General features: G+C 58.9%; 24 protein-coding genes, 1 other RNA gene and 1 other annotated feature (1 of these 26 only partly in view). Of the genes, 2 read left to right on the top strand and 23 right to left on the bottom strand.

What is annotated here, in order from left to right; translation table 11 throughout:
• Window positions 1-178: 178 nt before the first annotated feature.
• The 3 genes from ligA to murD all read right to left on the bottom strand — a co-directional run bounded on the left by ligA (window position 179) and on the right by murD (window position 4,370).
• Window positions 179-2,209: an NAD-dependent DNA ligase LigA gene (gene ligA, locus NI20_RS0107805; RefSeq protein WP_033120852.1), complete on the bottom strand. Its 2,031-nt coding sequence runs from the start codon at window positions 2,207-2,209 to the stop codon at window positions 179-181.
• A 37-nt stretch (window positions 2,210-2,246) separates the two neighbouring features.
• Window positions 2,247-2,885 carry a sporulation protein YunB gene (yunB, locus tag NI20_RS0107810; RefSeq protein WP_242842952.1) on the bottom strand — a complete coding sequence of 213 codons (639 nt, stop codon included), beginning with the start codon at window positions 2,883-2,885 and terminating at the stop codon, window positions 2,247-2,249.
• Window positions 2,886-2,987: 102 nt separating this feature from the next.
• Complete coding sequence (murD, locus tag NI20_RS0107815; RefSeq protein ID WP_033120854.1) at window positions 2,988-4,370, bottom strand: UDP-N-acetylmuramoyl-L-alanine--D-glutamate ligase; 1,383 nt, start codon at window positions 4,368-4,370, stop codon at window positions 2,988-2,990.
• A 117-nt stretch (window positions 4,371-4,487) separates the two neighbouring features.
• On the opposite strand from murD, the gene rnpB reads away from it, so the two are divergent.
• An RNA gene (gene rnpB, locus NI20_RS14180) (RNase P RNA component class A) lies at window positions 4,488-4,840 on the top strand.
• Window positions 4,841-4,955: 115 nt separating this feature from the next.
• On the opposite strand, the gene NI20_RS0107820 is transcribed toward rnpB, so the two are convergent.
• From NI20_RS0107820 to NI20_RS0107905, 19 genes are all read right to left on the bottom strand, one after another.
• On the bottom strand, window positions 4,956-5,537 hold the full coding sequence (locus tag NI20_RS0107820; RefSeq protein WP_033120855.1) for an ECF transporter S component: 582 nt from the start codon (window positions 5,535-5,537) through the stop codon (window positions 4,956-4,958).
• A gap of 362 nt (window positions 5,538-5,899) precedes the next feature.
• A complete protein-coding gene (locus NI20_RS0107825) occupies window positions 5,900-6,634 on the bottom strand; it encodes a YebC/PmpR family DNA-binding transcriptional regulator (RefSeq protein ID WP_033120856.1) in 735 nt (244 codons plus the stop codon).
• Between the two features lie 14 nt (window positions 6,635-6,648).
• On the bottom strand, window positions 6,649-7,428 hold the full coding sequence (locus NI20_RS0107830; protein WP_033120857.1) for a Nif3-like dinuclear metal center hexameric protein: 780 nt from the start codon (window positions 7,426-7,428) through the stop codon (window positions 6,649-6,651).
• A complete protein-coding gene (locus NI20_RS0107835; protein ID WP_033120858.1) occupies window positions 7,412-8,125 on the bottom strand; it encodes a class I SAM-dependent methyltransferase in 714 nt (237 codons plus the stop codon). Before NI20_RS0107835 ends, NI20_RS0107830 begins: the two co-directional genes overlap by 17 nt.
• A gap of 61 nt (window positions 8,126-8,186) precedes the next feature.
• Window positions 8,187-8,399 (bottom strand): DUF1858 domain-containing protein, encoded by a 213-nt coding sequence (locus tag NI20_RS0107840; RefSeq protein ID WP_033120859.1) that lies wholly within the window; start codon window positions 8,397-8,399, stop codon window positions 8,187-8,189.
• 152 nt (window positions 8,400-8,551) lie between these two features.
• Entirely contained in the window at window positions 8,552-8,830 is a 279-nt protein-coding gene (locus NI20_RS0107845; RefSeq protein ID WP_033120860.1) for a zinc-ribbon domain containing protein, read from the bottom strand.
• Window positions 8,831-8,870: 40 nt separating this feature from the next.
• On the bottom strand, window positions 8,871-9,515 hold the full coding sequence (locus tag NI20_RS0107850) for a sigma-70 family RNA polymerase sigma factor (protein WP_033120861.1): 645 nt from the start codon (window positions 9,513-9,515) through the stop codon (window positions 8,871-8,873).
• A 67-nt stretch (window positions 9,516-9,582) separates the two neighbouring features.
• Window positions 9,583-10,929 (bottom strand): phosphoglucosamine mutase, encoded by a 1,347-nt coding sequence (gene glmM / locus NI20_RS0107855; protein ID WP_033120862.1) that lies wholly within the window; start codon window positions 10,927-10,929, stop codon window positions 9,583-9,585.
• Window positions 10,930-10,985: 56 nt separating this feature from the next.
• Window positions 10,986-12,041, bottom strand: coding sequence for a Holliday junction branch migration DNA helicase RuvB (gene ruvB / locus NI20_RS0107860; RefSeq protein WP_033120863.1), 1,056 nt, complete (start codon window positions 12,039-12,041; stop codon window positions 10,986-10,988).
• Window positions 12,042-12,078: 37 nt separating this feature from the next.
• Window positions 12,079-12,237, bottom strand: a complete 159-nt coding sequence (locus NI20_RS15400) for a hypothetical protein (RefSeq protein ID WP_197055371.1) — start codon at window positions 12,235-12,237, stop codon at window positions 12,079-12,081.
• Window positions 12,238-12,249: 12 nt separating this feature from the next.
• Window positions 12,250-12,846 (bottom strand): Holliday junction branch migration protein RuvA, encoded by a 597-nt coding sequence (gene ruvA, locus NI20_RS0107865; RefSeq protein ID WP_033120864.1) that lies wholly within the window; start codon window positions 12,844-12,846, stop codon window positions 12,250-12,252.
• 18 nt (window positions 12,847-12,864) lie between these two features.
• Window positions 12,865-13,380 carry a crossover junction endodeoxyribonuclease RuvC gene (ruvC, locus tag NI20_RS0107870; RefSeq protein ID WP_033120865.1) on the bottom strand — a complete coding sequence of 172 codons (516 nt, stop codon included), beginning with the start codon at window positions 13,378-13,380 and terminating at the stop codon, window positions 12,865-12,867.
• Window positions 13,381-13,495: 115 nt separating this feature from the next.
• A complete protein-coding gene (gene xerD / locus NI20_RS0107875) occupies window positions 13,496-14,380 on the bottom strand; it encodes a site-specific tyrosine recombinase XerD (protein WP_033120866.1) in 885 nt (294 codons plus the stop codon).
• A gap of 29 nt (window positions 14,381-14,409) precedes the next feature.
• Complete coding sequence (locus NI20_RS0107880) at window positions 14,410-15,039, bottom strand: hypothetical protein (protein ID WP_052084516.1); 630 nt, start codon at window positions 15,037-15,039, stop codon at window positions 14,410-14,412.
• Between the two features lie 388 nt (window positions 15,040-15,427).
• Entirely contained in the window at window positions 15,428-15,847 is a 420-nt protein-coding gene (locus tag NI20_RS0107885; RefSeq protein WP_033120867.1) for a DUF3792 family protein, read from the bottom strand.
• A 75-nt stretch (window positions 15,848-15,922) separates the two neighbouring features.
• On the bottom strand, window positions 15,923-16,336 hold the full coding sequence (gene yajC, locus NI20_RS0107890; protein WP_033120868.1) for a preprotein translocase subunit YajC: 414 nt from the start codon (window positions 16,334-16,336) through the stop codon (window positions 15,923-15,925).
• 81 nt (window positions 16,337-16,417) lie between these two features.
• Window positions 16,418-17,551: a tRNA guanosine(34) transglycosylase Tgt gene (gene tgt / locus NI20_RS0107895; RefSeq protein ID WP_033120869.1), complete on the bottom strand. Its 1,134-nt coding sequence runs from the start codon at window positions 17,549-17,551 to the stop codon at window positions 16,418-16,420.
• Between the two features lie 14 nt (window positions 17,552-17,565).
• Window positions 17,566-18,591: a tRNA preQ1(34) S-adenosylmethionine ribosyltransferase-isomerase QueA gene (gene queA / locus NI20_RS0107900; RefSeq protein WP_033120870.1), complete on the bottom strand. Its 1,026-nt coding sequence runs from the start codon at window positions 18,589-18,591 to the stop codon at window positions 17,566-17,568.
• A gap of 15 nt (window positions 18,592-18,606) precedes the next feature.
• On the bottom strand, window positions 18,607-20,169 hold the full coding sequence (locus NI20_RS0107905) for a SpoIID/LytB domain-containing protein (protein ID WP_052084517.1): 1,563 nt from the start codon (window positions 20,167-20,169) through the stop codon (window positions 18,607-18,609).
• A gap of 182 nt (window positions 20,170-20,351) precedes the next feature.
• Here NI20_RS0107905 and dapA point away from each other — a divergent pair, with 182 nt between their 5' ends.
• Complete coding sequence (dapA, locus tag NI20_RS0107910; RefSeq protein ID WP_033120872.1) at window positions 20,352-21,239, top strand: 4-hydroxy-tetrahydrodipicolinate synthase; 888 nt, start codon at window positions 20,352-20,354, stop codon at window positions 21,237-21,239.
• 205 nt (window positions 21,240-21,444) lie between these two features.
• Here the strand turns inward: dapA and tyrS are convergent, their stop codons facing one another.
• A complete protein-coding gene (gene tyrS, locus NI20_RS0107915; RefSeq protein ID WP_033120873.1) occupies window positions 21,445-22,668 on the bottom strand; it encodes a tyrosine--tRNA ligase in 1,224 nt (407 codons plus the stop codon).
• 87 nt (window positions 22,669-22,755) lie between these two features.
• Window positions 22,756-22,854 (bottom strand) — a binding site (T-box leader) (it continues 144 nt past the right edge of the window).

The following is a 22,854-nucleotide window of genomic DNA, read 5'->3' on the forward strand; positions in this document are numbered from 1 at the left end:
TAACTCAATTTCTCTTCCTGCATGGTTTCCACGACCAGTTTTTTGAATTCCGGCGTATATCGTTTGTTTGGTACTCCTTTTGGCATAGCAAAACACCCCACTTGTTAAATAGTATATCATACTGTCTAACAAATGGGGTGCAGTTCACCTGCGCGGCGCAGGGGGAATTTCCTGCTGTTTACAGCATCGAGATCTGTTCCTTCTCCGAGGAACCAACCGCCTCTGGACTCCCGAATTGAGAGACAAATACTTCCTCGGAAAGAATAGGAACCCCCAGTTCCTTTGCCTTTTTCGTCTTCGACGAATTCGATTCCCCGTCGTTGCTGACGAGGTACGTTGTCTTCCCCGAGACGCTGCCGGTCACGGCGCCGCCTTGCTGTTCGACGTAGGCTTTGAACGCGCTGCGGTTTTTGAAGAGGTGCACATCGCCCGTGATGACGAAACTCAGACCTTTGCAGGTTCCGTCGGCCTCCTGCTTGGGGGCGACGTCCTCCAGTGTGAGCTCTGCCAGCAGGAGGTCGAAGAGGTTTTTGTTTTCATCGTCAGCAAACCAGTTCAGGAGCGCGTTTGAACGCTCGACGCCGATGCCGTCCACGTCCTCGAAGCCCTCGCCGCTCTCGATGCGTGATAAAAAGCCCTTCGTGCCGAGCGCTGCGATGAGCTTCTTGCCCGCGTCCGCGCCGATGTTTGGGATGCAGAGGGCGAAGATCAGGTGGATGGGGTCGACTTTGCGGCTCTTTTCGATGGCCGCCAACAGGTTCGCGCAGGACTTTTCGCCAAAGCCTTCGAGCTTTACGATCTCGTCCGCATGCGCGTCCAGATGATAGAGGTCGGCAAAATCGCGCAGATAGCCGCGGTTGACGAACTCGTGCAGCGTTTGCACGGAGAGGCCGTCGATATCAAGCCCGCCCTTGCTCGCAAAGCGGACAAAGCGCTTCAAGTGCTTGGCGGGACAGTTCGGATCGGTGCAGCGCAGCGTCTTCACGCCGCTTACCGGGCTGATACGCACCTCGGTCGCCGCGCCGCAGACGGGACAGGCCGTCGGGACTTCATAGCTGCCCTCGGCCCTGACGACCGCGATGCACTTCGGGATGATCTTGTTGGCCTTGATGATGCGAAGCTCGGTCTTGCGGTCCTTGCCGATGCCGAGGCGCTCGAGCTCGCTGATGTTGCAGAGGCTTGCGCGCGTGACAGTCGTGCCCTCGAGCTGCACAGGGTCAAAGACCGCGACCGGCGTGATGGTCGAGGCCGCGCACGACCATTCGATGTGATCGAGCACCGTGTCGGCGGAAACGTCCGCCCACTTGTAGGCAAGACCCGCGCGCGTCGCGTGATGGCCCGTCACGCTGCCGGTCGCTGCGTAGTCCGTGTCGTCGTAGGTGATGACAAGGCCGTCGACTGGAATGCCCATCTCGCCGGAGTCGACCTTTTTCGTCCAGCGCGCGATGGCGTCGGGCAGGTCCTTCGCGCTCGTGCGCTCGCGCTCGACAGTTGTAAAGCCCATTTGGTCAAGATAGTCCATCCGCGTGCCCCAGGAGCGGATCACTTCATCCGTGTGGACGAGCGTGAACGGTGTGAATGTCACGTTTCGTTCTTTCACCTTGTCGAGATTCGTCTTGTCGAGCGCCAGCGTGCCGGCGGCGAGGTTGCGGGGGTTTGCGTAGCGGTCGTCCGCGTCCTCGAGCGTGTCGTTGATGGCCTCGAAATCTGCGTAGGAGATGGTCGCCTCGCCGCGCACGACGAGGTGGCCCTTGTCACTGATTTTCGCGGGAATGCCGCGGATGGCGGAGGCCATATAGGTGATGTTCGTACCGACGGTGCCGTTGCCGCGCGTTAAAACGCGCGTGAGCGCGCCGCCGTCATACGTCGCCACAAGCGTCGAGCCGTCGAGCTTCCACGAGAGCCAAATGTCGCGCTCGCCCGCCCAGTCCTGCAATTCCTCGACCTTTTTCGTCTTGGCGAGCGAGAGCGCGGGGTACTCGTGCGCTTCCTTCTCCCCCTCGCCGTCCATTTCGTTTCCGGAATGGCTCGTCACCTGCGTGGGACTGTCGGGCCGGACATAGCCGGTTGCTTTTTCCAGAGCGGTCAGCTCGTCGAACAGAGCGTCCCACTCGTAGTTCGTCATCTGCTCCTCCTGCCCGCCGTAGTAAGCGTCGGAGGCGGCATTCAGCCGTGTTACGATCTCGTCGATCCGGATATTTTTGTCCATAGTGCGTTCCCTCTCTCCGGCGGTGCGCAAAAGGCATTCAGCCGTTGTTCATGATGTAATCTTCCGCGTTCTGCTCCATGTCCTCGCCATTGCTGAAATAGGTGTAATTGTCCGGCACGGAGCCGACGATAACGGTCTCCGCCACGGAATAGGTGTTGCTGAATTTTGTCGTTGTGGAAAAGCCCGGCAGCAGGATACTGACGTAGACGTCCACCACAAGATAAATTTGGTGCTTCGTCTGGTTGATGCCCGCCGACGTGAACGCATTTTCAAAATGCGCGCTCGACGAGCCGACCGACTGCATCCGCACGCGGATCAGCGGCCCGCGCCCCGCCAAAAACGGCGAGCCGAGCAGCGTGCCGACCGGCACGGAGAGTTCCTTCGTCGTCACCTCGGAGAGCTTTTCGAGTACCTCGTCGATGATGGCGGACTGCAAACGGTTGAACTCCGCCATGTTGCTCTTGACCGCCGTGATCTTTCCCTCGTTGTCCTTTTCAAAGGAAATGAGCTGGTCGTAGTCCACGCCGCCGCTGTAGATCGTCTCGTTCACGGCGGCGGTCACGATGCCGTTGACCGTATTTGACACGCGCGCCGTTGCGAGCGACGTGAGCACGGGTTTTAGGTGCGTCATTGCCACGATGGCGAGCGCCAGCAGCGCCGCGAGCAAAAACAGCACAAGCAGCAGCGCCCGCTTCTTTCCTGAAAGTCTCCTGTGTCTCCATTTCGGCACAGAGCCTCACCCCGATTCCAGTGAAGCCTATGCCGCGCGGGCTTTTCCCTATTCGCCCAGCGCCATGACGAGCTTCTTGAACGCCTTGCCGCGCTCCATGAAGTTCGCGAACTGGTCGAACGCCGCGCATGCGGGCGAAAGCGTCACGATGTCGCCGCGCACTGCGCGCTCGTAGGCGGTCTTCACGCAGTCCTCCAGACTCTCGCAGCGCACGATCTCGGGGCTGCCGTGATAGCCCGGGCACTCGCGCACGGCCTTTTCGATGGCGTCTGCTGTCGCGCCGCACAAAATAAGCAGCTTGACGTGCTTTACCACCTCGGGTGCAAGGGGTGCAAAGGGAATATGCTTGTCATATCCGCCCGCGAGCAGAATGACCTTTTCGTTGAACGCGTTGAGCCCCGCGATGGTACGCGTCGGGCTCGACGCGATGGAATCGTTGTACCACTGCACGCCGCGGATCGTCCGCACCGGCTCGATGCGGTGCTCGACGCCGACAAAGGTACGCGCAGTCTCGCGCATGACCTCGTAGGGCACCAAACCGTCGAGCGCCGTCACGGCGGCGAGGTAGTTTTCGACATTGTGCATCCCCGGCAGACGGATGTCAGAGATCTGCATGACCGCTTCCTCGCATCCGTCATGGCGCAGGACGATGGTATCTCCGCGAAGGAATGCGCCGTCCGCGACCTCTTCGCGGCGGCTGAAGAGCCGCATCCGCGCGGATACCTTTTCCGAAAGAGAGCGCGTGATGTCGTTGTCTTCGTTGAAAATAGCGATGTCGCCCTCGTGCTGATGGAGATAGATATTCTCCTTCGCCGCGATGTACTCGTCCATATCCTTGTGCACATCCAGATGGTTCGGCGCAAGGTTCGTCATCACCGCGATGTGCGGCGAGCTCTTCATATCAAGCAGCTGGAACGACGAGAGCTCGACGACCGCGAAGTCTTCAGGCTGCATCTTCTCCGCGTCGCACAGCAGCGGGTGGCCGATGTTGCCGCCGAGATACACGGTCTTCCCCGCCGCGCGCAGCATTTCGGCGATGATGCTCGTCGTGGTGGTCTTGCCGTCGCTGCCCGTCACACCGATGATCGTACATGGGCAGACCTCGAAAAAGATCTCCATTTCCGACGTCACGATGCTGCCGCGCGCTTTCGCCTCGAGCAGCGCCGGAACGTCCGGCCGCATGCCCGGCGTGCGAAAGACAACGTCCGCGCGCAGATCGTCAAGATACGCCTCGCCCAGATGCAGCTGCGCGCCCAGTGCTTCCAGCTGCGGCGCACGCTCGCCAAGCGCCTCGCGGCTCTTTTTGTCGCAGGCGATGACCTGCACACCGTTTCGGCACAAAAGCTCGATGAGCGGCGTGTTGCTCACGCCGATGCCGAGCACTGCCGCTGTTTTTCCCCGCAGGGGGGATAGATATTCCTGTATCGTCATAGACGTTCATCCTTTCGTCTGCATATACAAATTCATTATATAGTATAGCGCAGGAACGGCAAAATAGCAATGCATTTTCCGTTGACAAGCCCCGCGCCATGGGCTAAAATAGTTGTGCGAGTATGACAGACAGTCGCGCGGCGAAGCCGAAAGGCTCGTTGTGAGGAAAGTCCGGGCTCCACAGGGCAAGGATAACGGGTAACGCCCGCCCAGAGCGATCTGAGGAAAAGTGCAACAGAAATAGACCGCCCGAGGTATGCAAGTATCTCAGGTAAGGATGGAAAGGTGCGGTAAGAGCGCACCCGTCGGCTCGAGAGTGTCCGATGCTGTAAACTCTATCCGGAGCAACACCGGTATGGGAGCAATAGGTTGGCCCGACCGCTCCCGGGGTGGCTGGAGTACCGCGGCAACGCGGCGCGTAGATAGATGACTGTCAAATACAGAACCCGGCTTACAGTCATGCTCGTGCAAAATATGAGAGGGACGGCGGAAATCGCCGTCCCTCTCGTTTTTTCTTTTCTGACATAAACTGTCCAAAATGCAGAAAAAGCGGCGGGAGCTACCGCCGCTTTTCTTTTTTATGAATCAAACTTCCTTCTTGCCGATGCGGATGAGACGCACGACCACAGGGCTCAGCACCACGTTGAAGAGGAGCTCGAAGATAAAGTTCGCGCCGACAAGGCCAACGATCATATACTGGCCGACATTCGCGCCAAAACCCATCGCATCCGCCCAGCCGCCGATGGTCTCCATAAAGAAGAGCAGGCAGCCGATCAGGAACACGCCGGTATTGACCACCGGGCAGACCACAGCAGCCACCGCCACGGCAAGCGTGCGGTTCTTGTTCTCAAGCGCCTTGTAGACAAGGCCGGAGAGAAGGCCCGCCAGCGTGCCCTTGACGAGCACCGTCAGGATCGTGCCGAGCGCGTTGACGCCGAGGAACGCCGCCGCGTCGCCGCTGAGCAGCACGACCACGCCGAACACAAAGCCGAGCCACGCGCCAGCGCCCGCGCCGTAGAGCGCCGCACCGATAACGACCGGCACCAGCACCAGCGAAATGCTGAACGTGCCAAACCGGATAAAGCTGCCCATCAGCTGCAGAACGATCACAATAGCGGTGAACAGACCGAGACCAACGATCTTCTGCGTGTTGTTGTTCTTACTCATATGTTTCTCCTTTCACCCGGCCGTCCGTGCAAGGGGGGCTATACAGGTGTTACAGCAGGAGCGCGCCGCGGAAAAAGCTCCTCCTCACAGCGCACCTTGTTTTTCTGCCGAAACTGGACGTCCGACGTGCCGAGATATAATACCAAACAACGGTGACAATTTCAAGTGGAATATTTATATATTTTTATAGGATATCCATATAAGTCAGGCGGCAAAAAAGAGCTTGAGAATATCTTCTCAAGCTCTTTTGATCAATGTAATCGTATGTCACAACAGAAGCCGCCGTGTACGCCGCAGCAGGACAAAGATATGTCACAACTGCGCACTCTTTCCTGCTGAAAAAGTCAGCATTTGCAAGGGGTTTAGTCCTGGTCCCAGTTGTGGTAGGTGTTCTGGACATCCTCGTTGTCGTCGAGCATGTCGAGCAGCTTTTCCATGTTCTTGATGTCCTCGTCGCTCTCGAGCTTCACGTAGGTCTGCGGGACAAGGCTGATGTCCGCGCTGACGAAGGCGTAGTTCTTCTCCTCGAGGGCCTTGACAACGTCGTTGAACGCGTCGGGGTCGGTCGTGATCTCGAAGACGTTATCCTCGGCGTTGAAATCGTCGGCACCGGCGTCGAGCGCATCCATCATGACGGCATCCTCGTCGTAGTCGCCGTCCTCGTTGTCGATGATGATGACGCCCTTGCGGTCGAACGACCAGCTGACGCAGCCCTGCGCGCCCATGCCCTTGCCGTACTTATCGAAGTAATGGCGGACCTCCGGTGCGGTGCGCTGGCGGTTGTCGGTCAGTGCCTCGACGATGACGGCCACGCCGCCGGGGCCGTAGCCCTCGTAGGTGACGGACTCGTAGTTGTCGGTGTTGCCCGAGCCGAGCGCCTTGTCGATGGTGCGCTTGATGTTGTCGTTGGGCATGTTGGCAGCCTTCGCCTTGGCGATGACGGTCGCGAGACGGGAGTTGTTATTCGGATCGCCCGAGCCGCCCTGCTTGACGGCGACGATGATCTCCTTGGCGATCTTGGTGAAGGCGGCGCTGCGCTTGGCGTCAGCCGCGCCCTTCGTCTTTTGAATATTGTGCCACTTGGAATGTCCGGACATAATGTGATCTCTCCTTACAGATAGTATTGAATGACGTCTCTGTGCGACGTCGATATTACGGTTTTCACCTCGGGGAAATGCTCCTCCAAATACGTCTTGACCGCCGGGCAGACGACGTTCTCCGTCGGAAAATGCCCCGCGTCGATCAGGTTGAGTCCCCGCGTATCCAGAAAATCGTTGTAGCGCAGATCGCTCGTCACGAACGTGTCGCAGCCCTGCGCAATGGCCTGCGGGATATACTCGCTGCACGCGCCGCCGCCGACGGCCACGCGGTGTACCCGCCCGCTGCCGCGGCGATATCGCAAGCCGCTGCAGCCGAGTAATTCTATCACATCCCGCAGGAACTCTTCAAGCCCTTTTTCGCAGGAAAGTGTGCCGATCCGGCCAATTTTTTCGTCGTTGAGCAAAAAAACATCGTTAAGGCCCAGTTTTTTCGCCAGACAGTCGTTCACACCGCCGTCCGCAGCATCCAGATTCGTGTGCATGCAGATGGCGGAAATGTCGTTTTTGACGAGTGTGGTCAAAACGCCGCCGAGGCGCGTGTCGGGCCGAAGGGTCTGCATCTCGCGCTCGTGCCAGCGCACGTTCATCACCGGATGGTGGGACACGATGAGCTGCGCGCCGCAGTCGATGGCCTCCTGCACCACGCGCTCGGTGATATCGAGCGCGACTAAAATGCGCTCGACCTCCTGCTCGGGATCGCCGACGAGGTGGCCGACATTGTCCCAGTCCATCGCGCTCTCGCGCGGCGCCCAGGAAAAGAGCCTCTGTTCGATCTCATGTACCGTTGCCATGTTCCCACTCCCCTTTTCTTCTCTCGATCTCTTCGATGAGATTTTCAAGATGCGCGATACGCGCCTCCTTATCTGCGAGCGACGAGACGGCGAGGCCATCTCTCGCCCGATTGAGCTTTATAAGATGCTGCGACAGGTATTCGCCATACAGCGGGTCGGACCGCAGCAATAAGCCTGTCAGCGCGTCCGCTTCGCTCAGCTCCTGCCCCATCCCCGCTCTCACACGGAAGACGACGTAAAGCTGCTCCTTGTCGCGCACGAGCGTCTCGCTCAAAAAGCGGTAGCCGTGCCCGCAGAGCCAGCAACGCAGAAGGTCGATCTTTGTCTGCGGCTGCAAAATGAGCGTATGCACGTCCTCATGCGTCCAGGGCGCGGCCTCGAGAATACCGAGGATCGTCTCGCCGCCCATGCCGGCGATAGCGATGGCGTCGCACTCCTCTGCTTTGATCTTCGCAAGGCCCGGGCAGAGGCGAAAATCCATGCGCTCCGTCACGCCGTATTCTCGCGCCGTCGCGCGCGCGTGGTCAAGCGGCAGCGCGTTGATGTCAGACGCAATGGCGCTTTCAATGCGCCCGTGCTGCAAAAGCCACACGGGAAGATACCCATGGTCGGTGCCGACGTCGGCCAGTCTCGCGCCCTGCGGCACAAGGCTTGCGATGCATTGCAGCCGCGGCTGAAGCTGTAATTTCTTTTCCACCGCCGCCCTCCTTTCGCTGAGCGAACAAGACGCATACGGAAGACCCGTATGCGTCCTTTTCTTATTCCTTGACAGGCTTGTTGGCCTCTTCGTTCACGAGAGCCAGCAGCTTCTCCACGTCGATCCCGTGGACCATGCAGGCCTCTTCCACCGTCTCACCGCGGGAGCTGGGGCAGCCCAGGCAGTGCATGCCGATCGACAGGAAGATCGGCGCGGTCTGCGGCGCAACGTCCAGAATGTCACCGATGATAGTGTCGCGCTTAATTTCGATCATGTTTGACTCACCTCCGTGAAAATAGCTGAAAATAGTTTATCCCATTTTTCGCACTTTTTCAATAGGAAATATGAAAAAAGAAGCTGCCATAAAGCCAAAAAAGAAAGACGCCCGCATTAGCGGACGTCTTTCGATCAAAACGTTTACAAGAATTACTGCTCAGCGCGCATCTTGGCGAAGCACTCGCTGCAGTAGACCGGACGGTCAGACTTGGGCTCGAAAGGAACCTTGGCCTCGCCGCCGCAAGCTGCGCAGACTGCGGTGAAGTACTCACGGGGGCCACGAGCGGCGTTCTTGCGAGCGTCGCGGCAGGCCTTGCAGCGCTGGGGCTCGTTCTGGAAGCCGCGCTCCGCGTAGAACTCCTGCTCACCGGCAGTGAACACGAACTCTTTGCCGCACTCTTTGCAAACTAAAGTCTTGTCTTCGTACATGATTTTACCCTCTCTTTGAATCAGAAAAAAATATATGCGTTCAGCGTTTGCTGATATCGCCGGAAAAAATGTGCTGCGCAGCCTTGCGGCGAACGCGCTGCACGGCGTTGTCCACCGACTTCGGAGACTTGCCCACGGCCTTTGCGATCTCGTGACAGGAAAGGCCTTCCAAATAGTACCCTAAGATCTTCGCCTCGAACTCGGACAAGTGCTTGCGGGTACTTTCAAGTAGACTCTCCACGTGGTCCCGCTCCGCGATGAGGAGCTCTGGGTCTGTATGGCTGGGATCTAAAGTACCGGCGGTGTAAGAAGAACTGTCAAAGGAAGGGGTATCAAGGGATATGGATTCGTTCAGCGGATAATGCTTGCCGCGGGAGGCGGCACGGAGCGCGGAGAACAGGCGGTTGCGAATGCAGATCTCTGCATAGGTGTGAAACGACGCCGCCTTGTCAGCGTCATACTCCCGTATCGCCTGAATGAGACCGAACATGCCCTCCTGAATCAGATCCTCCCCGTCGCCGCCGGCGAGGAAAAGTGGACGCGCACACGCGCGCACCATTCCGTAATAGCGCGTGACAAGAAGCTCTTCTGCTTCCCTGTCGCCCGCGGCGGCCATGGCGCACAGCTGCTCATCCGTGCAGGCTGCAAGCTCTTTATGATGGCTCTCACTCTGATGATACTGCATGTATTATACCTTCTGTGCTCAGGTTTTGTCAAGTATTTACGAAAATTCAGTATTAGCGCTAACGATTTTACAGCATTTTTATCACATTGACCAAATTCTCGGCCGCAAGAAGGGCGATTTGTTCTGTTTTTGCCTCAACCATGACGCGGATGAGCGCTTCCGTGCCGCTCGGGCGGACGAGCACGCGTCCCTCGCCGGAGAGCTTCCCCTCCTCCTCCGCGATGGCCGCGGAGAGTGCATCGGACGCCATGATGGCATCCTTGACGCCGCGCTCATGCGAAACGGCGACGTTGAGCAACACCTGCGGATACTGCGGGCAGACGGACGCAAGCTCAGAGGCCTTCTTCCCGCTGCGCGCGAGCACGTCGAGGAACTGAAGCGCCGTCAGCTGACCGTCGCCGGTCGTGGCGTAGTCGGTGAAGATCGTGTGGCCCGACTGCTCGCCGCCAAGCTTGTAGCCGCACTCATTCATCTTTTCGAGCACGTTGCGGTCGCCCACGCTCGTGCAGACGAGGCCGACACCGTTTTCGCGGCAGAACTCGTGAAGGCCGAGGTTCGACATCACCGTCGCAACGATTGTGCCGCCCGAGAGCTTCCCGCGGCGCTTCATGTCCGAGCCGCAGACGGCAAGCACCTTGTCGCCGTCGATAACGCCGCCCTGCTCGTCGACGAGCAGGCAGCGGTCCGCGTCGCCATCGAACGCGACGCCGATGTCATAGCCGCCCGCGACGACCTTTTGTGCAAGGTCGTCGAGATGCGTCGAACCGCAGTGGTCGTTGATGTTCACGCCGTCCGGCTCGCGGTGGATGAAGTCACAGAAGCAGCGGAAGCGGCCAAAGAGCTCCGGTGCCGTCGCGGACGACGCGCCGTTCGAGCAATCGACCAGCACGCGCAGGCCGGACAGGTCTCCTTCGATCGTGCCAGCTAAATGGTCGATATACGCCTCGCGCGACTGCCGCAGACCGTGGCGCAGGACACCGATCTCGCCGTGCGTCGCGGCGGGATAGATGTCGGTGAGAATTTTTTCTTCGACCTGCTCTTCGATCGCGTCGGGCAGCTTGTAGCCCTTTTCGTTGAAGACCTTAATGCCGTTGTGCTCGTAGGGGTTGTGCGAGGCGGAGATCACGATGCCCGCATCCGCGCCTTTGAGCACGGTCAGGTACGCGACCGCCGGAGTCGGCAGCACACCGAACGGCATCACGTCGCCGCCGACGGAGCAGATACCCGCGATCAGCGCACTTTCGAGCATATCGGACGAAATGCGCGTATCCTTGCCGATGGTGATGACCGGCTTTCTGCCCTTTTCTTCCTTCAAAACGGCCGCGATGGCCTTGCCCGTACGGAACGCAAGATCAGCCGTGAGATTTTCTCCCACAACGCCGCGAATGCCGTCGGTGCCAAACAGTTTTCCCATGATTTTGATTCCTCTTCTCAAAAAGATTTGAAGTTTTGCCGTAAAGTAGTTTGCATTTATAGACTAAGCTGTTCCGGCACTTCGTCCATGCTCTTCGGCACGGAGAGGCCTAAGTGCTCATATGCCTTGCGCGTGACGCAGCGCCCGCGCGGCGTGCGCTGCAAAAAGCCGAGCTGCATGAGATACGGCTCGTAAACATCCAGCAGCGTGACGGCTTCCTCGCCGATGGTCGCCGCCAGCGTCTCGATGCCAACAGGGCCGCCGCCGTAGTTTTCGATGATGGCGTGCATCATCCGGTGGTCGATGGGGTCTAATCCGAGGTCGTCGATCTCGAGCGCGCGGAGCGCTTCGTCCGCGACCTTCTTCGTGATGACGCCGTCGGCCCGCACATCCGCAAAGTCGCGCACGCGGCGCAGCATGCGGTTCGCGATACGCGGCGTGCCGCGCGAGCGGCGCGCGATCTCGAGCGCACCCGTCGGGTCGATGTCGACATTCAGGATGCTCGCCGAGCGCGTGACGATTTTCGAAAGCTCCTGCGGCGTGTAAAGCTCCAGGCGCAGCGTGACGCCGAAGCGGTCACGCAGCGGCGCGGACAGCTGGCCCGCGCGCGTCGTCGCGCCGATGAGCGTGAAGTGCGGCAGATCGAGGCGGATGGAGTTCGCGCTCGGACCCTTGCCGACGATGATGTCGATGGCGTAGTCCTCCATCGCGGGGTACAGGATCTCCTCCACGCTGCGGTTCAGGCGGTGGATCTCGTCGACGAACAGGATGTCCCCCTCGCTTAGATTCGTCAAAAGCGCCGCAAGGTCGCCCGCCTTTTCAATGGCGGGGCCGGACGTGATGCGGATGTTCACTCCCATTTCCTGGGCAATAATGCCCGCGAGCGTCGTCTTGCCGAGGCCCGGAGGGCCGTGCAGCAGCACGTGGTCGAGCGATTCGCCGCGCTTTTTCGCCGCCGCGATGAAGACGGCAAGGTTGCCCTTCGCCTTCTCCTGCCCGATGTATTCCGAGAGCGTCTTCGGGCGCAGCGAGCCCTCCTGCGCGTCCTCGCTCAGGAAAGTCTTGGCCACGATAGGCTCTTCATAAATGTCGGTTCCAAAATCAATGCTCAAGCGCTCACGCTCCTTTTTGTGCTTTGCGAAGGAATAATCAGTACCTGATCACAAAATAAATCACATACAGCCAGCTCAAAAGGCCGTGTACAATCGCCCAACCCACGCTATGCCAGTTCGCATAAGAGATAACCATTGCAAGGCAGGTTCCAAAGGTAATGCCCTTTTTAGCAGCCTCTTTTGTATTTTCGTTCATTTATCGTTTCTCCTATTTTACCATTTTCTTTAAGCTCTGGCGCACGATCTCTTCAAGCGGTAAGTTTTCCACGTCCACGCCCTTCATCGCGACTGCGATGTCCTGCTGCGTGTAGCCGAGCACCGCGAGCGCGGCGGCGGCCTCGACGGCCTTGCTCTTCTCACCCGCAACGATGCCGGGGGCGGTCGGCATACCGATCTCCTGCTGCTCCTTGGTGAGCTTGTCCTTGAGCTCTAAGATGATGCGCTGGGCGATCTTCTTGCCGATGCCCGGCGCGGCGATGAGCGCCTTTTCATCGCCCGTGATAACGGCCATCGCCAACGCCTGCGGCGTGCAGACCGAAAGTATCGCGAGCGCCGCCTTCGGCCCAACGCCCGAGACGCCGATGAGCTGCTTGAAGCTCCCGAGCTCCCCCTGCGTTGCAAAGCCGTAGAGGTCAAAGATCCCCTCACCCACGTGCAAATAGGTGTAAAGCTTACCCGCTTTACCGATTTGAAGCTGTGAGATCGTCGTGCTGGTGGTCTTGCAGGCGTAGCCCACGCCGCCGCAGTCGATCACGGCGAGGTACGGCTCCACATGCGCGACCGTTCCGCTGACATAATAAAACATAAACTGCCTCTCTCCTGCTTAAATGGTCTGCTTGACGTCGTTCCCGCCCACGCGGCTCAGGAGCGACGTGGCGCTGCGCGCGTGGCAGATGGCAATGGCCAGCGCGTCGGCAGCATCGTCGGGCCGCGGCACAGCCTTGAGCTTTAAGAGGCGCTTGACCATGTCCATGACCTGTCTTTTTTCGGCAAGGCCGTACCCTACGACCGCCTGCTTGACCTGCATGGGCGTATATTCGTAGAGCGGCACGCCGCTCTTTTCCGCGGTACACAGAATGATGCCGCGGCCGTGCGCCACGGCGATGCCGGTCGTGATGTTGTTCGAAAAGAACAGTTCTTCGACCGCGATGGCATCGGGCTTTAACTGCGCGATGAGCGCTTCCATGTCCTGCTCGATCTGCACGAGGCGGCGCGCCAGCGGCAGTCCCGCGGGCGTGGTGATCGCGCCGTAATTCAATAGCTGCGTTCTGCCGCGGTCCGCTTCGATCAGGCCAAAGCCCACGATGGCGATGCCCGGATCGATGCCGAGTATCCGCATGCGCATCACCTCCCACGATACTTATTTAGAAATTATATCAAACAACTGTCCGAAATGCAACGAGAAATCACAGCATGAAAAAGGCCGCTCAAAGAGCGGCCTTCCAATTTTCTTTTCATGCCCGCGGATGCGCCTTCTGATAGACGTCCTTGAGGTGCTTTTTGACGACATGCGTGTAGATCTGCGTCGAGGAAATGTCCGCGTGGCCCAGCATCTCCTGAATGGAGCGCAGGTCCGCACCGTTTTCGAGCAGGTGCACGGCAAACGAGTGGCGCAGCGTATGCGGCGTGATGTCCTTTGAGATGCCGGCGGTCTCCTGATAGTGCTTGACGATCTTCCAGAATCCCTGGCGGCTCATGCGCTCGCCGTTCATGTTGACGAACAGCGCCGTTTCCTCCGGATCAGCCAAAAGCTGCGGACGCACCTCCTTCATGTAGTGCGAAAGTGCCTTGACGGCGGCGGGATAGAGCGGGATGATACGCTCTTTGCCCTTGCTCTGCGCGCGGATGAAGCTCGCGCTCAGGCTCACGTCCTCTTCATTGAGCGAAATGAGCTCGGAGACGCGGATGCCCGTGGCGTACAGCAGTTCGAGCATCGCGTGGTCGCGGTAGCCCTTAGCGTCCACGCACTGGGGCTGGTCAAGGAAGAGCTCGACCTCTTTGCCCGTGAGGATCTCGGGGAACTTGTGCTCCACCTTCACCGCGGCAACGCCCTTGGCCGGGTTCGCGCTGACCTCTCCGGCCATCTGGAGGTAGGTGTAGAGCGACTTGATCGACGCGATGGAGCGCGTGATCGTCGCGGCGGACTTGCCCTTGCCGCCCATCCAGGCGACATAGCCGCTGATGACCTCCTGCGTCACCTGCGGCAGCGGCATGGGGTGGAACTCGTCCAAATACACGGCGAACTGGTGCAGATCGCGCATATAGGAGCTGAGCGTATTCTGGGAGGCGTGCTTTTCCGTGGCCAGATATTCTTCGTATTGCGCCAAAAGGTCGGCCATGATCGCACCCCTCCTTCCTAAAAAACAGCTCAAGACGCCGCCAGCAGCAAAAACTGCGGCACGAGCCACAGCTCCAGCAGAGCGGCAAACAACAAACACACACAACAAATGCCAAAGCGGTACCAGTACGCGCTCCCGTAGCTGACTGCGCGTCCCCGTCCCCCGCCGCCAAGCGAAAGCGACAGCAGCACGCGGGACTTGTCAAGCGACGCGTTTCCGAGCAGCAGCGTGCACGGCAGCACCGCCAGAAGCCGGATGCCGAACAGCGCCAGCAGCAACGGAAAGCTCCCCCGCCCGAGCGAGAGCGCAAAGCAGAACAGCGAGTACGATAGAAGAAACCCCTGGCACGCACACACGAGCGGTACCGCCACAATGCCGATGGACGCAAAGCCCAGCAAAAACACGATACCCGGCGCGCGGAAATAGCACAACAGCGTTTCGCCCAGCGCCCTTACCGAAAACGGCCTGTTCACGCCGCCCGATAAAAACGCGTCGAAATACTGTTTCAGCTCGCCGCCCGCGCTCTGCAGCGACCGGAGCGCAAACACGTACCCAAGGATCACACCCAACACAATAAACGCCGATAACACCAGCATCGGCACAGGCACGCGCTGCGGCAGCGCGCCGCGGCGGTCTCTTCTGTTCGTTCGACTCAGCAAGTATGTCACCCCTCGTGAAGGGAAGCGGCATTCTGCCCGCGGAGCAAAACGATAGAACGCACCTATAAATATAGGCCGTTTGCACTCTTTTCGCAAGCGGAATTGCCAACTTTTCCCATTTTTGTTAATTATGTCAAAATATTATGTAAATTGTATTATGTAAACTATTGAAACAAATTGAAAAAGCGGCGGTATTTTACCAAGATATGGGGTGGTTTTCGTACCCGTTCCCCATATCTGGAAGCAGTTCTCCGCTTCACCACCCAAGTCAGAAAAAGTCATATTTTCCCGTCGCTCTTGCTCCATTTGTGCAAGTTGTTACAGCTTTTCGCGCCGCATTTCCTCCACCGCCGATCAAAAACGTGTGAATACGCCTATTGCTTTATGTTCACCTGCGCTTGCGGCGAGCGCGCGCCTTGGCTCCTCTCCCCTTTTTCCCATTTCTTTGTAGTAGGAGCGGCGCCACCGCGCCGACCGCCATCGCCGCCGCCAGCTCGAGCGACCGCTCCGGCGTCAACCCATCATAAACAAAAAAGCCGATCACCTGCATCGTGACCCACGCGCTCGCCGCGCAGCCCGCCGTCATCATCGCACGCTTGCTTGTCTTCCTCGCTCCGATCATGCAACCCAAAAACGCCGCGACCGCCGCGCAGACCAGCACCGCGCCGTTCGCCATCTCCTCGCTGATCGCACCGCGCAGTATCAGCGCCGATGCCAGCATCAAAAGCACCAGCTCCGTGCCGCAGCACACAAGCGTACCCAGCGCGCATTTTTTCGCGTACCACGCGGTGTTCACCGTCTTTTCCACGCAAAAACCTCCCCTGCATTCGCCTACATGAGCGTATGTCAGGGGAGGTTTGTTTATGCTATGCAGTTGTCGATCTTACTTGATCTCAGGATCGTAAGAGGGCTTATCCTCGGCCTTGTCCGCCTTGTCCTCAATCGGCAGGGCCACAGTCTTGGCCTCTTCCTCGGTCTGAGGCTTTTCCTCAGCCTTCTTCTCCGCCTTGTCAGCCTTCTTGGCCTTGGGCGCAGCCGCCTGCTCCATCGACTCCGCAGACTGGATACCCCACTTGGCGACCTCGATGCGGACGCGGTCCTCAGAGGTCTCGAACACAACCGTCGCGTCGTTCACCTGAACGATGCGGCCGACCAGACCGCCGATGGTGGTGATGCGCTCGCCCTTCTTGAGGCTGTTGCGCATGTTTTCTGCCTGCTTTTTGCGCTTGTTTTCCGGGCGGATGATCAGGAAGTAGAACACCGCGATCATCGCAACCAGCAAGATAATGCTATCCATAGTACAAGTTCCTTTCCAAAACAAAAGATATTGGTATTATAACGGATATTTCACTATTGTGCAAGGGGTTTATCCAAAGAATCAAACTCTTTCCGACAGCTTCGTGCTGTACTCCGCTCGGAAAGCCGCAAACTCTCCCGCGTCGAGCGCGTCGCGGATGCGCTGCGTCAGCTTGTTGTAGAAATACAGATTGTGCATCACCGCAAGGCGCAGGGCCAGGATCTCCTCCGCCTTAAAGAGGTGGCGCAGGTACGCACGCGAGAAATTCCGGCACGTCGGGCAGTCGCACTGCTCGTCGATCGGCCGCTCGTCGAGCTTGTACTTCTCGTTTTTGAGGTTGATCGAGCCGCTCCACGTGAAGAGCTTGCCGTGGCGTGCGTTGCGCGCCGGCATCACACAGTCAAAAAAGTCCACGCCGCGCGCCACGCCCTCGATGATGTTCGACGGCGTACCGACGCCCATGAGATAGCGCGGCTTATCCTGCGGCATATAGGGCTCGACCGCGTCGATGATGTCGTACATCGTCTGCGTCGGCTCGCCGACCGCGAGGCCGCCGATGGCGTAGCCGTCACAGTCGAGCTTTGCGATCTCCTTCATGTGCCAGATGCGAAGATCTTCGAATGTCGCACCCTGATTGATGCCAAATAACATCTGCTGCGGGTTGACCGTATTTGACAAGGTATTCAGCTTGTCATGCTCGATCTTGCAGCGCTCCAGCCAGCGCAGCGTGCGCTCACAGGATGCCTTCGCGTACTCGTAGCGTGCCGGGTTTTCCACGCACTCGTCGAAGGCCATCGCAATGTCGCTGCCGAGATTCGACTGAATGCGCATGCTCTCCTCCGGCCCCATGAAAATGCGCCGGCCGTCGAGGTGCGAGGCGAATGTCACACCCTCTTCTTTGATTTTGCGCAGGCCCGCAAGGGAAAATACTTGAAACCCGCCGCTGTCGGTCAGGATAGGGCCGTCCCAGTGCATAAACTTGTGGAGGCCGCCCATTTGGCGCACCACATCGTCGCCGGGGCGCAGATGCAGGTGGTACGTGTTGGAAAGCTCGATCTGACAGCCGAGGTCTTTTAAGTCCAGCGCGCTCACGCCGCCCTTAATGGCCGCCTGCGTGCCGACGTTCATAAAAACCGGCGTCTGCACTTCCCCGCCGTGCGCGCATTTGAACTTACCGCGCCGAGCCTTGCCCTCGTATTTAATCACTTTGAACATAGTCTTCCCCCGTTTCAGGAAACGAACATAGCGTCGCCAAAACTAAAAAATCTATAACGTTCTTTTACCGCCTCTTCGTAGGCATGCAGTACGTGCTCGCGGCCCGCGAGCGCCGAGACCAGCATGATGAGCGTGGACTGCGGCAGGTGGAAATTCGTCACGAGTGCATCCATCACCTTGAAGCGGTAGCCCGGGTAGATGTAGATGCTCGTCCAGCCTGCGGACGGCTCCATGTGTCCGTCCTCCTGTGCCCAGCTCTCGAGCGTGCGGCACGACGTTGTACCGACGCAGATCACGCGTCCGCCGCGCGCCTTCGTCTCGTTGATAAGCGTCGCCGTCTCAGGCGGGATAACGCAGTATTCGCTGTGCATATCGTGCTGCTCGATGTCGTCCTCCTTGACAGGACGGAACGTACCGAGGCCGACATGCAGCGTCACATAGCCGATGTTCACGCCCTTTGCCTGAATTTTTTCCAGCAGCTCCGGCGTGAAGTGCAGGCCCGCCGTCGGCGCGGCGGCGCTGCCGTTGACCTTGGAATAGACGGTCTGGTAGCGCTCCTGATCCTGCAATTCCTCCTTGATGTAAGGCGGCAGCGGCATCTTGCCAAGGTGTTCGAGCACCTCGAGGAAAATACCATCAAAGTCGAATTTCACCATGCGGTTGCCGTCAGGTAACACGTCCACGACCTCCGCTTTGAGCTCGCCGTTGCCGAACTGCATCTTTGCGCCCTTGCGCAGGTGCTTGCCCGGCCGCACGATGCACTCCCATGTTTTGTCGCCGCGGTCGATGAGCAGAAGCACCTCGCACGCGCCGCCGCCCGGTAGGCGCTGGCCCAAAAGGCGCGCCGGCAGCACGCGGGAATTGTTCAAGATCAGGCAGTCGCCGGGGTTCAAAAAGTCCGGCAGCTCATAAAAATGGTGGTGTGAGAGCTCACCCGTCTCCTTGTCAAGGCACATCAGGCGCGATTCGTCGCGCTTTTCGAGCGGCGTCTGCGCGATCAGCTCCTCGGGCAGGTAATAATCAAAATCTTTTGTCTTCATGTTGTTTCTCTTCCCTCATCGGATGCTGACATCCGTGTAGTAAAACTGCAGAATATCGCGGTAGGAATAGCCGAGGTTTGCCATCGAGTACGCCCCCCACTGGCTCATGCCGACATTATGCCCGTAACCGCTGCCGGAGATCACAAAGCTGCCGCTGCCGGACGATGTCGTCGTCCGCTGCTCAAGCTGCGATGTGCCGCTCGACGTGATGACGTACACGTTGCCGGACAGCGCCGAGCTCTTCCCGCTGCTGTCGATCGCGCTCATAGAGCCGAGCGCGACGCTCTCGCCCGTGTCATTCACGCTGTAAGCGTTCTCGCTCCCGCCGCCGCCGATCGTAAAGCGCTGGCTGCGCAGATTCAGCAGCGTCCGGCATGCCTCGCGCGAAACGGTCTTGCTGCCGCTCGTACCGGTAAAGGTGACGGAATAGACGTTACCTGTGTCGGTATAGGCCGAGACATAGGCGTTTTTCACCGCGCCGATGCCATAGCCGCGGTTGTTGAGAAGCGTTGTGAGTTCCGACGCGGTAAACGTCGTCGACCAGTTGTACCGTGGGATGATCGAGGCGATCTTGCCCTCATAGGGGTCGATCTTGCCTTTGAGATAGCCGACGTCATTGCCCCAGACGTTCAGGCTGTCCTCGCTCGCGCCGCCGTTGCTTGAATAATACACAGCCTCCTGCACGAGTCTTCCGCTGTAGTAGAGGAACTCCCCCGCCGTCTGGTCGACCGCAGCATCGGAATTTGCACCGCTCGCCGCCGTGCCCTGATAGACCTGACAGTGCGTCGTCGCGCAGATGTCAAAGCCCTGCGCGCGATGCTTCGTCTGACAGACCGCGTAGGTGCGCGCACAGACCGCCTGCGCCTTGAGCGCCTCGACCGGCCAGTCCTTGCTCATTTCCCAGGGAATGACGCATTTGGCATAGTCCTCAAGATCCACCACGTTGATGACATTGATGTTCCCGCCGCTCACGCGCTGGTATTCAAAGCCGCCGTAGTAGCGGTAGCCGCGGAACCACGTGACCGTCTTTTCACGCGTCTCGATCGGCAGGATGCCGAGGTTTTCGCTCCCACCGCAGTCGAATTCAAAGAGGATCGTATCCGTTCCCGTCACGATGACCGTCACGCCCGTGCTGCTGCCGCCGACGGCAGTGCCGCCGTATTGGGCTGCCGCGGACCGCGCCGCACTCAGGCTCGTGTAGCTGCCAGCGCGCGCATAGAACGCGCCATCCTCGTAGGCAGCGAAGCCGCCGCTGTACTGCGCCGCTGTGCGCGACGCGTCGTCGTAATCGTAAAACGTGCCGGAAAGCTGCACATGATAGGTCGTATCCGTCGTCACCGTGATCTTTTCATACAACTGCGGCAGTACGCCCAGCTCTTCAAAGCTGCCGTCCGCGTCAAAATACCCCAGCGCGTAGCCGCCGAAGGCCGAATAATTCTGAAGGTTCGCCGCGCTCATCGCGTCCGAGCCGTACTTGAGCCCCACGCGGAGCGTCTCACCGTCCGTTGCCTGCGCGAGCGTGCACAGTGAAAGGCACAGCAGACAGGAAAGCAGGAACGTTCTGCACCATTTTTTCATAGTATCCTCCACAGCCAGTTTTGCAGAAGCGATCGCTCTGCGCCCGGCTGAACATATCCATATGAATCGTATTTTACATTATACGACAGTTTCCCTCTGCTTTCAAGCAAAACTGTATCTCTTTTTGGCCGCCGCTCCCCCCTACCGTTTTGGCGGTCAAGCGTCATGGAAAGGAGTCCTTTATGAAACCCTGTGTGTTTACCGGCAGCGCCGTCGCTATCGTCACACCGTTTTGCGGCGACGGTGTCGATCTCGAAGCCTTCGACCATCTCATCGAGCGCCAGATTCAAGGCGGCACCGACGCCATCGTCGTCTGCGGCACAACCGGCGAGGCCGCGACGCTGAGCTACAATGAGCGCATGGCGCTCATTGAGCGCTGCGTGCGCACCGTCGACCGCCGCGTGCCCGTCATTGCGGGCAGCGGCACGAACAGCACCGCGTCCTCCATTGCGCTCTCCAAAGCCGCGCAAAGCGCGGGCGTCGACGCGCTGCTCACCGTCACGCCGTACTACAACAAAGCCTCGCAGAGCGGCCTTGTGCAGCATTTTTCCGCCATCGCTGACGCGGTCGATGTTCCCGTCATCCTCTACAATGTCCCCGCGCGCACAGGCATCGGCTGCACGGTGCAGACATATCAGGCACTCGCCAAGCATCCGAACATTGTTGGCGTCAAGGAAGCCAGCGACAACTTCGATCTTATTCAGGACACCCTCAACCTCTGCCCGCCGGGCTTCACCGTCTGGAGCGGTAACGACGGCTCCACCGCCGCCATCATGGCTCTTGGCGGCAAGGGCGTCATCTCCGTCGCCGCGAATGTCGTCCCGCGTGAAATGCACGAGCTGACACAGCTCTGCCTGAAAAACCGTTTCTTAGAGGCAGGTGCGCTCCAGCTCAAGCTGCACGAGCTGATCCGTGCGCTGTTTTGCGAGGTCAACCCCATCCCCGTCAAGGCCGCCATGGAGTTCTTTGGCCTGTGCAGCGGCGAATTGCGGCTACCGCTGTGCCGCATGTCTGAGCGTCATTTGGAACAGCTCTCGCATGCACTGGAACCGTTCCGGCCCGCGGTATAAGCTGATCTTATCTCTCGTTTGTGCAACATTCATTGCGTATTCACTTTGCATCTGCATAATATTCATCGCGATATTCAGCGAATATTTGCCGTATTCATTTCACCGTTTTCCACCTTGTGTATTTAGTCAAAAAAGCAGGACTCTGCGCTGAAAACGCACAGAGCCCTGTTTCACTTTTTCGTTTACGTTTTGTAATCAGCCTTGCTTACGCCTTCACGCGGTGGAAGACCTTCTTACCCTTGCGGACGATGATGCCCTCGCCCTCGAATCGCTCGCGCGCAAGGCTCTCGTCGATGGAGGCGACCTTCACATCATCGATCGTCACACCGCCCTGCTGGACCAAACGGCGCGCCTCGCCGCGGGACGGGCACAGGCCGGTCGTGACCAGCATGGAGAGCACGTTGATGCTGCCGTTTTCAAAGTCAGCATCCGTGAGCACGCTCGTCGGCATGTTGGCAGAATCGCCGCCCGCGCCAAAGAGCGCCTTGGCAGATTCCTCCGCCTTCTTCGCCTCCTCTTCCCCGTGGACGAGCGCGGTGAGCTCGTAGGCGAGGATCTCCTTGGCGCGGTTGAGCTGGCTGCCCTCCCACTTGTCCATCTCATCGATCTGCTCGAGCGGCAGGAAGGTAAGCATACGGATGCACTTCAAAACGTCGCTGTCGCCCACGTTGCGCCAGTACTGGTAGAAGTCGTAGGGAGAGGTCTTCTTCGGGTCGAGCCAGACGGCGTTGCCGGCGGTCTTGCCCATCTTGTGACCCTGCGAGTCGGTCAGCAGCGTGATGGTCATCGCGTGCGCGTCCTTGCCGAGCTTGCGGCGGATGAGCTCCGTGCCGCCGAGCATGTTGGACCACTGGTCGTCGCCGCCGAACTGCATATTGCAGCCGTAGTGCTGGAAGAGGTGGTAGAAGTCGTAAGACTGCATGATCATGTAGTTGAACTCAAGGAAGGAAAGCCCCTTCTCCATGCGCTGCTCATAGCACTTGGCGCGCAGCATATTGTTCACGGAGAAGCAAGCGCCCACCTCGCGCAGCAGCTCAATATAGTTGAGATTCAGCAGCCAGTCGGCGTTGTTGACCATGATGGCCTTGCCCTCGCCGAAGTCGATGAAGCGCTCCATCTGGCGCTTGAAGCACTCGGCGTTGTGGTCAATATCCTCTTTGGTGAGCATCTTGCGCATATCCGTGCGGCCCGAGGGGTCGCCGATCATGGTCGTGCCGCCGCCGATGAGCGCGACAGGCTGGTTGCCCGCCATCTGGAGGCGCTTCATCAGCGTCAGCGCCATAAAGTGGCCGGCCGTCAGGCTGTCGGCCGTGCAGTCAAAGCCGATGTAGAACTTGGCCTTGCCCGCGTTGACCATTTCACGGATCTCTTCCTCGTTCGTGACCTGCGCAAGCAGGCCGCGCGCCTGCAGCTCTTCGTAAATACCCATTTTCGTTCCTCCTATGTTCATTTGCATTTGATTTTCGGACATTCCCGGGCGCTTCCGGGTAACAAAAAACGCCCCCTGTCCGTTCGGACAGAGGGCGAGCATGACTCGCGGTACCACCTCTGGTTCGCCGCCTTTTCGCAAAGGCAGCCTCACGGAGTGCTGACACACTCCCGCGCGATAACGGGC

It is taken from the genome of Oscillibacter sp. ER4 (assembly GCF_000765235.1).
GTDB classification, from domain to species: Bacteria; Bacillota; Clostridia; order Oscillospirales; family Oscillospiraceae; genus Hominicoprocola; species Hominicoprocola fusiformis.

Bases quoted from the DNA above. Each gene is read 5' to 3' on its own strand.
- NI20_RS0107830 (WP_033120857.1), bottom strand. From the start codon at position 7,428: ATGGCAACGGTACATGAGATCGAACAGAGGCTCTTTTCCTGGGCGCCG.
- tyrS (WP_033120873.1), bottom strand. From the start codon at position 22,668: ATGGGTATTTACGAAGAGCTGCAGGCGCGCGGCCTGCTTGCGCAGGTC.
- yajC (WP_033120868.1), bottom strand. From the start codon at position 16,336: ATGGATAGCATTATCTTGCTGGTTGCGATGATCGCGGTGTTCTACTTC.
- NI20_RS0107820 (WP_033120855.1), bottom strand. From the start codon at position 5,537: ATGAGTAAGAACAACAACACGCAGAAGATCGTTGGTCTCGGTCTGTTC.
- murD (WP_033120854.1), bottom strand. From the start codon at position 4,370: ATGACGATACAGGAATATCTATCCCCCCTGCGGGGAAAAACAGCGGCA.
- NI20_RS0107825 (WP_033120856.1), bottom strand. From the start codon at position 6,634: ATGTCCGGACATTCCAAGTGGCACAATATTCAAAAGACGAAGGGCGCG.
- xerD (WP_033120866.1), bottom strand. From the start codon at position 14,380: ATGGCCGACCTTTTGGCGCAATACGAAGAATATCTGGCCACGGAAAAG.
- NI20_RS15400 (WP_197055371.1), bottom strand. From the start codon at position 12,237: ATGAACGAAAATACAAAAGAGGCTGCTAAAAAGGGCATTACCTTTGGA.
- ligA (WP_033120852.1), bottom strand. From the start codon at position 2,209: ATGGACAAAAATATCCGGATCGACGAGATCGTAACACGGCTGAATGCC.
- NI20_RS0107845 (WP_033120860.1), bottom strand. From the start codon at position 8,830: ATGTACGAAGACAAGACTTTAGTTTGCAAAGAGTGCGGCAAAGAGTTC.
- ruvC (WP_033120865.1), bottom strand. From the start codon at position 13,380: ATGCGGATACTCGGCATCGATCCGGGCATCGCCATCGTGGGCTTTGGC.
- dapA (WP_033120872.1), top strand. From the start codon at position 20,352: ATGAAACCCTGTGTGTTTACCGGCAGCGCCGTCGCTATCGTCACACCG.
- NI20_RS0107905 (WP_052084517.1), bottom strand. From the start codon at position 20,169: ATGAAAAAATGGTGCAGAACGTTCCTGCTTTCCTGTCTGCTGTGCCTT.
- ruvA (WP_033120864.1), bottom strand. From the start codon at position 12,846: ATGTTTTATTATGTCAGCGGAACGGTCGCGCATGTGGAGCCGTACCTC.
- tgt (WP_033120869.1), bottom strand. From the start codon at position 17,551: ATGTTCAAAGTGATTAAATACGAGGGCAAGGCTCGGCGCGGTAAGTTC.
- queA (WP_033120870.1), bottom strand. From the start codon at position 18,591: ATGAAGACAAAAGATTTTGATTATTACCTGCCCGAGGAGCTGATCGCG.
- glmM (WP_033120862.1), bottom strand. From the start codon at position 10,929: ATGGGAAAACTGTTTGGCACCGACGGCATTCGCGGCGTTGTGGGAGAA.
- NI20_RS0107840 (WP_033120859.1), bottom strand. From the start codon at position 8,399: ATGATCGAAATTAAGCGCGACACTATCATCGGTGACATTCTGGACGTT.
- NI20_RS0107850 (WP_033120861.1), bottom strand. From the start codon at position 9,515: ATGCAGTATCATCAGAGTGAGAGCCATCATAAAGAGCTTGCAGCCTGC.